Annotated in this window: 10 protein-coding genes; 5 read left to right on the top strand and 5 right to left on the bottom strand. The window is 37.5% G+C overall.

Annotated features, from left to right (window positions below):
* Window positions 1–541 precede the first annotated feature (541 nt).
* From ACIR310F_RS0104420 to ACIR310F_RS0104430, 3 genes are all read left to right on the top strand, one after another.
* Window positions 542–1,111, top strand: a complete 570-nt coding sequence (locus tag ACIR310F_RS0104420; RefSeq protein WP_028082775.1) for a photosystem I assembly protein Ycf4 — start codon at window positions 542–544, stop codon at window positions 1,109–1,111.
* Window positions 1,112–1,457: 346 nt separating this feature from the next.
* Window positions 1,458–2,210 (top strand): peptidylprolyl isomerase, encoded by a 753-nt coding sequence (locus ACIR310F_RS0104425; protein WP_028082776.1) that lies wholly within the window; start codon window positions 1,458–1,460, stop codon window positions 2,208–2,210.
* Between the two features lie 127 nt (window positions 2,211–2,337).
* On the top strand, window positions 2,338–3,486 hold the full coding sequence (locus ACIR310F_RS0104430; protein ID WP_028082777.1) for a beta-ketoacyl-ACP synthase: 1,149 nt from the start codon (window positions 2,338–2,340) through the stop codon (window positions 3,484–3,486).
* A gap of 47 nt (window positions 3,487–3,533) precedes the next feature.
* Here ACIR310F_RS0104430 and ACIR310F_RS0104435 read toward each other — a convergent pair whose 3' ends face one another.
* Window positions 3,534–3,797: a hypothetical protein gene (locus tag ACIR310F_RS0104435; RefSeq protein ID WP_051289473.1), complete on the bottom strand. Its 264-nt coding sequence runs from the start codon at window positions 3,795–3,797 to the stop codon at window positions 3,534–3,536.
* A 197-nt stretch (window positions 3,798–3,994) separates the two neighbouring features.
* On the opposite strand from ACIR310F_RS0104435, the gene ACIR310F_RS0104440 reads away from it, so the two are divergent.
* Window positions 3,995–4,822, top strand: a complete 828-nt coding sequence (locus ACIR310F_RS0104440) for a class I SAM-dependent methyltransferase (RefSeq protein ID WP_028082779.1) — start codon at window positions 3,995–3,997, stop codon at window positions 4,820–4,822.
* A 47-nt stretch (window positions 4,823–4,869) separates the two neighbouring features.
* On the opposite strand, the gene gcvH is transcribed toward ACIR310F_RS0104440, so the two are convergent.
* Both gcvH and gcvT read right to left on the bottom strand, forming a co-directional pair.
* Entirely contained in the window at window positions 4,870–5,259 is a 390-nt protein-coding gene (gene gcvH / locus ACIR310F_RS0104445; RefSeq protein ID WP_028082780.1) for a glycine cleavage system protein GcvH, read from the bottom strand.
* Window positions 5,260–5,423: 164 nt separating this feature from the next.
* Window positions 5,424–6,560, bottom strand: coding sequence for a glycine cleavage system aminomethyltransferase GcvT (gcvT, locus tag ACIR310F_RS0104450; protein WP_028082781.1), 1,137 nt, complete (start codon window positions 6,558–6,560; stop codon window positions 5,424–5,426).
* A gap of 254 nt (window positions 6,561–6,814) precedes the next feature.
* Here gcvT and ACIR310F_RS0104455 point away from each other — a divergent pair, with 254 nt between their 5' ends.
* Window positions 6,815–7,312, top strand: coding sequence for a pentapeptide repeat-containing protein (locus tag ACIR310F_RS0104455; protein ID WP_028082782.1), 498 nt, complete (start codon window positions 6,815–6,817; stop codon window positions 7,310–7,312).
* 171 nt (window positions 7,313–7,483) lie between these two features.
* On the opposite strand, the gene ACIR310F_RS0104460 is transcribed toward ACIR310F_RS0104455, so the two are convergent.
* Complete coding sequence (locus ACIR310F_RS0104460) at window positions 7,484–8,302, bottom strand: alpha/beta fold hydrolase (RefSeq protein WP_028082783.1); 819 nt, start codon at window positions 8,300–8,302, stop codon at window positions 7,484–7,486.
* A 90-nt stretch (window positions 8,303–8,392) separates the two neighbouring features.
* Window positions 8,393–8,860, bottom strand: coding sequence for an NUDIX domain-containing protein (locus tag ACIR310F_RS0104465; RefSeq protein WP_414534241.1), 468 nt, complete (start codon window positions 8,858–8,860; stop codon window positions 8,393–8,395).
* Between the last annotated feature and the right edge of the window lie 576 nt (window positions 8,861–9,436).

Genomic DNA, 9,436 nt, shown 5'->3' on the forward strand with positions numbered 1-9,436 from the left:
GCGATCGCGCTTTAACCAGTCGTCTAATACGTCAAACCACCCTCTACTGGGGGCGCGTCCAACTGCGATGGTCATTTGACTACAATCCTTGGTTTTTTACTAAAATTGCTACGTTTTTTAAGCTCTGTTCCGGCGATTCTACCAATTTATGGGAACTACCGTGAGAAATTCAACGTTTTTTCCAATCTCAGCAGCCTTTGAGAATGTGAGATTGTGAGAACTGATTACTTAAAAAAGTCATCACTTCTTTAGAATTATGTCATGTTCAGCCACCATTAACCAGTAATCTGGGTTTTGTTGGCTTAATGATTCTTAACTTATCACATTCACCTGGGTTTGCGCTGGATACGGGCAAGAAAATTAAATATTCACTATCTCCAATCTTATCAATATCAGAATTTTAACAATTTGACACAAGTTTTCTCAGAATCAGAAGACAGAAAAATTCCCCCTGATCTCCCAAAACCCATGATATCCTTGATAACTTGCAATTAAGACGGCTTGAGTGTCAAACTTGAGAAAGATAGTCCAAGGTAGTTTCATGACGGTATCAACAACGATTAACAAAGGCGAGAACCTTCTCTATCAAAAGGTTCTGGGTTCACGTCGGTTCAGCAACTACTGGTGGGCAACTATTGTTACTATGGGAGCCAGTGGTTTTTTCTTAGCTAGTATCTCCAGTTATCTCAAGGTTAATTTACTCATAGTTACTGATCCCACCCAACTGATATTTGTCCCTCAAGGATTGGTAATGGGATTATACGGTGCTGCTGGCTTGCTATTAGCCTTATATCTGTGGCTGGTGATTTTATGGGATTTAGGTGGCGGCTATAATGAGTTCAATCGGGAAACAGGGAAATTAAAAATCTTTCGCTGGGGTTTTCCGGGGAAAAACCGTGAAATCCAAATTGACGGACGCATCCAAGATGTACAATCCGTGCGTATTGTGATTAAGGAAGGTCTTAATCCTCAACGCGCTTTGTATCTCCGGCTGAAGGGTAGACGGGATATTCCCCTCACCAGAGTCGGTCAACCCTTGTCTTTGGCTGATTTGGAAACTCAAGGGGCCCAATTAGCTCGTTTTTTGGGAGTATCCTTAGAAGGACTGTAATCATTTTAAATTTTGGATTTTGGATTTTGAATTTTGGATTGCTGATCAATCAATAATGATCATGCTCTCTCTGGGGAGAGTTGTTTTCACAATTGAAAATCCAAAATTCCACATTTTTACCAGAAAATATCGGCTGCTTTGAGAATTTACGCAAAACGGAAAAAAAGTAGAGGGTAATTCATGTAGCCCAAGATCCCGCAGGATATTACCCCTACCCAAAAATGGGTTTTCAGTTTTCTCGGTCCACTGAGGTACGGGATTCATTCCTGATTGCTGTACCTAAGTAAGATAGGAAATGCTATATATTTTCCGGAAGTCCTAACCTTGTTTGATTCAGTCACTAACAATGCAATTAAAATTTCCACAATTTTTTGTAGCTTGGTTGATTATTTTTGCTTTGACTTTGGGAGGATGTACGAGCGGTATAGAATCTTCTAATACATCTCCAATTTCAGCAGCTACTACAAGCACACAAACAGTATCAAAAACTACTAGTGAGAGTATTTCCGGCATGAAAGATTTACCACGTCTCGAAGGTAAAGCTACAGTGGTGATGACAGTTAATGGCGCACCAATTACGATTGAATTAGATGGCATTAATGCGCCAATTACTGCGGGTAATTTCGTGGATTTAGTGCAAAAAGGTGTTTATGATGGTTTAGTATTTCATCGCGTTGTCCGTGATCCCCAACCTTTTGTCGCCCAAGGTGGAGATCCACAAGGTAAAGACCCGAAATTTCCCGCTACTAGACTGGGAACAGGTGGTTATATTGATCCTAAAACTGGGAGTGAGCGCCGTATACCTTTAGAAATTAAGCCCAAAGGCGCAAATGAGCCTATTTACGGTAAGACAATTACTGACAAGCCAGAGTTACAGCATAAGCAAGGGGCGATCGCTATGGCCCGATCACAAATGCCTGATTCTGCTTCTTCTCAATTTTACTTCGCTTTAGCAGATTTATCATTCTTGGATGGTAATTATGCTGTATTCGGTAATGTCACTGAAGGCTTTGATGTAGTTAATAACATTAAACAAGGCGATCGCATTGAGTCCGCAAAAGTTACCCAGGGTGCGGAAAATCTGAAAAGTCTTGAGTAGTCATTGGTCATTAGTCAGTGGGAAACATCATTGATAATTGGATTTTATTCCTGATTTTTCAAGTATTCCCACTGCTGATTTCTCACTTTTGAATTTTGACATCAAATCTAAAATCTCAAATCTAAAATTGGTTAAGGTTGTTGTTACTGGTATTGGTTTAGTTTCTGCTTTAGGCAAGAATCTGGAAGATAGTTGGCAAAATCTACTACTTGCTAAAACTGGGATTAAATTACATCAACTATTTCCAGAATTGGGGGTGATTCCTCTAGGCTTAATTGCTGAAAAACCTACGGCGTTAAGTACCATAACGGAAATAGTTGTTACATCAGCTTTACAAGATGCCCAATTAGTACCGCCTTTATCTGATTGTGCTGTAGTCATTGGTTCTAGTCGTGGTTATCAAGCATCATGGGAAATGATGGCGCAAAACATACATGAACAAGCGGGAGGAGCAAATTTAGACAATTGGTTAAATACTTTACCGCAAATGAATGCGATCGCTGTAGCTCGACAAATAGGAGCATCAGGGGCAATTCTAGCACCAATGGCCGCTTGTGCAACAGGAATTTGGGCGATCGCTCAAGCTGCGATGTTAATTCAAAGCGGTGAGTATCAAATAGCCATAGCTGGTGCAGTAGAAGCACCTATTACACCCCTAACAATTGCCGGATTTCAGCAAATGGGGGCTTTAGGGAAAACAGGGGCATATCCCTTTGATTTATACCGGGAAGGCTTGGTATTAGGTGAAGGTGGTGCTGTATTTATCCTTGAATCTGCGGAGTTGGCCAGTCAACGTCAAAGCAAGGTTTATGGAGAAATATTAGGTTTTGGCTTGACAGCAGACGCATATCATGGTATATCTCCAGAACCAGAGGGTAAAAGTGCTATGGTCGCAATTAAGCAATGTTTAGAACGTAGTCAGATGACACCAGCAGCTATAGACTACATTCATACCCATGGTACAGCTACCCAATTAAATGACCGCATGGAAAGTAAAATTATCCAAAATTTATTTCCAGCAAAATTAGCAATTAGTTCTACTAAAGGTAGCACAGGTCACACATTAGGCGCGTCGGGAGCTTTAGGTGTAGCGTTTTCACTGATGGCATTGCGGAATAATATATTACCTCCCTGTGTAGGACTTCAGCAACCAGAATTTAATTTAAACTTGATTAGATCAGCACAAGAAAGTAAAATTAAGAATGTTCTGTGTTTTAGCTTTGGTTTTGGTGGACAAAATGCTATTATGGCTTTAGGAAATTTCAAAACTAGATAGTCTATGAGTGAGATTTTTTTAACTGATTAATTATTGTAGAATATCAGTTAATGGCGATCGCGTTTTAAATTAAAAATAACTTTTTCTAAATACCACTTGGTTGATTTACCTGGATACTTATTTTGTTCATGTCTCAAAAGTCTTTCCGCAGTTACACTATCTGATTGTAATAGCATTAATAATTGTTTCCAAAGTCTTTTTTCCGCACTTCTAAAAGTGAAACGAGTGGGATCTAATTTTCCGGTTTTTTTAGCCTTAGATATACGCCGTTTTTGGCTACGAATTACAGATATTGCTAAAAATAAGGCCATTATCATCAGAATTAGCCAAAGGGATAAAATCAAGGTGTGCATATTCAAGTAAGTTAGTATAATTATTAATTACAGAATGCAGAAATTATTTAAATATACACATCCGTAAATATTCTGATCTTATTTAGCTTAAAATTAGACAATCAACCCAGAAACTCCCGACTTCCTGAAATTTATTAAACTTAAATCAAGGATAAATGAAAGAATTTGAAATCCTTAAAAACTTATATTCTCAAGATTTAGAAACCAGAAAAAATTGGTATTCCCAGGTAGCAGAGGCTTACAATAAATTCAGACCTCGCTATCCAGAAGAAATTATTAATGGTGCTATAGAAATAGCTCAAATTTCCCCAAAAGCTAATATCCTAGAACTAGGTTGTGGACCAGGAAACGCAACTTTAGCATTTGCTAAATTAGGCTTTTCTATGATTTGTTTAGAATCAAGTTTAGCAGCTTGTCATTTAGCAAGAAAAAACTGTGAAATGTACCCACAGGTAGAAATTCAGCAGACCACTTTTGAAGAATGGGAACTAGAACCTGAAAAATTTGATGCTGTTTTAGCAGCAACTTCTTTTCATTGGATTAATCCTCAATCTGGTAATATCAGAATTGCGGAAGCTTTAAAAAACGACGGTGCTTTAATTTTGCTTTGGAATATGACTCCCCAACCAGAATATGAAATATATCAAAGTTTCCGGGAAATTTATCAAAAGTATGCTCCATTTTTAGATAGGTACGAAGATATAAAAACTCAAAAACAGATAGTTGAAAATTTAGGACAAATAGCTATTAATTCAGGTAGATTTAAAAATTTAGTTTCTGAACAAATGGTATGTAAAGCTAATTATTATATTGATGATTTCCTACTACTTTTAAGCACTTATACACCTTACCTAAAACTAGATATAGAAACCAGAAATTGTTTATTTACAGAATTAGGAAAAAAGATAGAAAACAACTTAGGAGGAAATATTCAAATCACCTATATCTCAGCCTTTCAGGTTGCTAAAAAAGCTGAGATATAGTGTAACCGTTTTTCTTGATTTTCGGGAATGTATAAATGTGAAACTACTTACATACCCTCTACCAAAGTCTGATATTGTTCTGCTGTGAGAGAATCATCTATTTCCGCAGCATCATTAACACGCACTTTAATGAACCAACCTTCACCATAGGGATCATCCGCTACTTGTTCTGGAGCGCTTATTAAAGCTTCATTACTCTCTATGACTGTGCCACTAACAGGTGAATTAAGTGTTTCCACGGCTTTCACGGATTCAATAGTACCAAAGGTATCTCCCTTAGTAATAGTATCACCAGTGTCTGCTAGTTCTAAAAAGACAATATCACCCAATTGTTCTATAGCAAACTGAGTAATACCGATAGTAGCAATGTCGTCATCCAGACGAACATATTCATGGGAATCTAAGTATCGCAAATTCTGGGGATATTCAGAAGACATATCACTTTCTCTTCAATATTAAAACAATAGTGTGACAAGCGTAACCTAAACTAATTATTCCTCAAAAACCTCAAAGATTATACTATTTCCTAGTCCACTGAAGTACAGATTTATCTGCGGTTAAATTCCTTATTCCTGTAATTGACTGAAGTGGAAAAATTATATCACTTAGTAACACGATTTTTTGAGCGATAAAATGGGCGTTTCACAACTACAGCGGGGTAAGCTTTACCGCGAATTTCCACTTCTAGCTGCTGTTTGACCGTTGCTAACTGACTGGGAACATAGGCCAAAGCTATAGGATAACCAAGTGTCAGCGAGAGAGTACCACTTGTTACTTCTCCTACAACTTGACCCGATGATAATACAGGGTAGCCGTGACGGGGAATATTCCGTCCTTCTGCTTGTAAACCTACGAGTTTACGCGGTACTCCTTCGGCTTTTTGCTGTATTAAAACTTCCCTTCCTATAAAAGCACCTTTGGTATCTAAATGTATTAACCAACCTAAACCAGCCTCTAGAGGTGTAATGGTATCATCAATATCCTGTCCATAAAGCGCCATTGCAGCTTCTAAGCGCAGGGTGTCTCTACAACCAAGTCCACAGGGAATAACACCAACATTATATAGATTTTCCCACAAGTCTATACCCACGGCGGAATCTACCATGACCTCAAAACCATCTTCTCCTGTATAACCTGTCCGAGCGAGAAATGCGTATTTTCCGAAAATGGTTGTTTCTAAATGTCCAAAAGCCTTAATTGCTGATAAATCCTCTGTGACTAAAGATTGAAGATGATTAGTAGCTGTTGGACCTTGAACAGCAATTAAAATTTTATCCCGTGAAAGGTCTTGAAATTCAACTCTATTCGGATCAAGATGCGCTAATATCCATGCTCTATCTTTATCAGTGGTTGCGGCGTTGACGATAATTACAACCTTTTGCGTATCAAAGCTGTCTGTACCTTGGTAGTAAATAATGATGTCGTCAACAATTCCACCTTGATGGTTTAGTAATACAGTATATTGTGCTTGTCCAGGTTGTAAACGACTTAAATCTGAAGGCACTAAATACTCAAGTTGGGAAATCAGGTTCTGACCTTGGAGGATAAATTTACCCATGTGAGAAATATCGAACATTCCCGCCGTATTTCTAACAGTGTGGTGTTCTTCTATAATACTACTATATTGTATGGGCATTTCCCAGCCACCAAAGCTGGTAAATTTGGCTTTAAGTTCTACACCCATTTGATATAAAGGGGTTCGCGCTAGAGATTGGTTTATATTTTCTGGATTAGCCACAGTTAGATAGTTATATTTACGTGGAATAGGAATTAAAGATTTATACAGTAAAAACTTAAAACTTGACCCCTTTACTAAAGCTCTCCCCGTGGAGAGGAGAGACTCAGAACCGAGTTTTTAGTCAAAAGCAAGTAGAGTTTTTCACTATATCTATCCTAGTAGACAGCTTCTAATTTAGCAGAGAATTACTTCTGACTCCTTCCTGCGGTTTAATGATTAATAGTGGAATTGTTGAGATTTATTAAGCAAAGATGATCAAGTATCGCCCAATATTGGCTAGTATGATTTTAGCCTTGGTGTTGTTTGTTTTCCCTTTATCAGCCCAAGCTGCAAGTTCTTCCAGTGTTACTAGTTTTAACATGAATCAGGGAGTCGCGGGAAAGGACTATTCTGGTCAAAGTTTAATTAGAACTGAGTTTACAAATGTGAAATTAGAGAATAGTAACTTTAGTAATGCTGATTTACGCGGCGCTGTTTTTAGTGGTTCTTTATTAGAAGGTGCAAATTTACATGGTATTGATTTTAGTGAAGGCATTTCTTATTTAACAAGATTTAAAAACGCTGATTTAAGTGATGCCGTGTTAAAAGATGCAATGATGTTGCGTTCTACCTTTGATGGTGTTAATATTACTGGTGCTGATTTTACAAATGCGATTTTAGATATGGTACAAGTGAAAAAACTCTGTACTAATGCCAGTGGTGTAAATTCTAAAACAGGTGTAGATACTCGTCAATCTTTAGGATGTAAATAAATACATTTGTCCCCTTCTCCGTAGTGAAGGGGTTTGAATCAAAATTTATTAGTTTCATATTATACAGCAGTTTTCGATATTATGAGGTATAGATATTAATGATAAAAATCCCACAATATCTAACCATATTAGGATTGTACAATTTAGCTGCGTAAGAGCTTATATCATTATTCAGTATTGACTAATACTGATAAAATCCCAAATAGCTGCGGACACAACATCAGGACAAGATTCTGGTAAATTACTTTCTCCATGGGTAATATTATGTAACTTAATATTAGGAATTAGTCGAGCATAAGTATTACTTCTAGATATAGCAACGGCGCTATCTTCACCACCTTGTAAAATTAAACAAGGAACTTTAATATTAGGCAAGTGTTTTTCTAAAAATTCTGCTTCTATTTCTGGTTTTTTGCGGTTAAAAAGTAAGTGAGAGGCTGTAGGGTAATCTAACAAAGTTTTTCTTAATTCTAAATCCTTAGTGATTTTTTCTTCCCAACCAATCAATTTAATTAAAGGAATAATTAAGCGTAAAAATTTAATTACCCATGGTGGACAATTCAATAAGCACCGTCTTTTTTCCCAATACTGTTTTTGTCCTTCTGCTGCTACACCCTCTGGAGATAACAGTATCAAACCATATATTTGTTCTGGATATTTTACAGCATAACTAGCAGCAATCCAACCCCCTAAAGAATTACCAACTAAATAGACCTTCTCTAATTTTAAAGCTTCTAAAAAATCAGCTAAACACTCCACTTGTAAATCTATAGAATGGTGAATATCGGGATTAGCTGATTCACCAAAACCTAGTAAATCTAGTGCAAAGCAGTGGATACCCGCAGCCAATAATTCCATTGTTGATACCCATTCACTACCATCATTCCATGCACCATGCAGAAAGACCACAGGTATTCCATTACCAACCTCACGCCAAAATAATACCCCTTGAGAAAGTTTTCTGCGGGAGTTGCGAAATAAAATATTCATTTTAATTTACTCATTTACTCATTTTTGTAATTTCTAATTAATAGACTTTGGATTTGAAAATTAAATCCAAAATCTTCAATTTTCCATCTTTTACGCAAGAGTTGTTAAGCCATTTAAATAGTCTTGTAACTGACGAGAATGATCATGAGACATATCTGGTTTTGGTAAAGAACTAGGGGGAAAAGCCTGGATTTCCATAACTTCTAAACTATCTTTGACGGCCATTTTTCCTGCGACTTCGGCTTCCACAGCAATACAGATAGAATGAATACGAGGATCACGATCTGGTGACGAGTAAACTCCCACTAAACGGCGAATTTTGACTAATTCTAGCCCTGTTTCCTCCATTAACTCCCGACAGACTGCATGGGGAACATCTTCTCCCCAATCCACCATACCACCCGGTAATGACCAACAACCATCATCCTTTCTTCTAATTAACACAATTTGACCATTAGGTAAAATAGGGATAATGCTTGTACCCGTAATGGGATGGCGAAATATAATACCCAATATAGTTTGCCCAAAGTGCCATAAGCTACGTGTGGACTGAATCATTGACGTAAAAAAAATAAGAATGTTCAAAGTTAAAATTTCCTCATTTTATGTTTAAGATATCAAACCATTCCAGAACTACCTATTACCTAATTACCTAATCAAATTTAGCTTGACATCAGGATTTTTAGTAAGATATAATGGTATGCTGTTCAAAGTGTATTGATTGCAGCACTAGGCTAAAAAAAGTATATCAATAATATCGGTATAATATGGCCTAAGTTATGCCTAGATGCCAATTTTTTGTTGTTTATTCATGAGGTGAATATGGCAAAGCGCCGTAACCCGAAGAAAGAGAAGGCGCTACGAAACCAGGCCTACGCCAGAAAGTTTCGTAAACGGACTACTACAGGGAGAATGGGCCGAAGATTCCAGCAAAGATCGCCCAAGAGTGAAGAGGACGAAGGCACAGGGGCAGCAGCAATGGACGCTGCTGATTAATGTATCTGGTTAAATTTTACTCTTTCATATTTTGAATTTTTGGGGTGTACACTAGTACACCCTTACTTATGTCCTTTGTCCTTTGTCCTTTGTCCTTTGTCCTTTGTCCTTTGTCCTTTGTCCTTTGTCCTTTGTCCT

This window comes from Dolichospermum circinale AWQC310F, assembly GCF_000426925.1.
In the GTDB taxonomy this organism is placed as follows: Bacteria; Cyanobacteriota; Cyanobacteriia; order Cyanobacteriales; family Nostocaceae; genus Dolichospermum; species Dolichospermum circinale.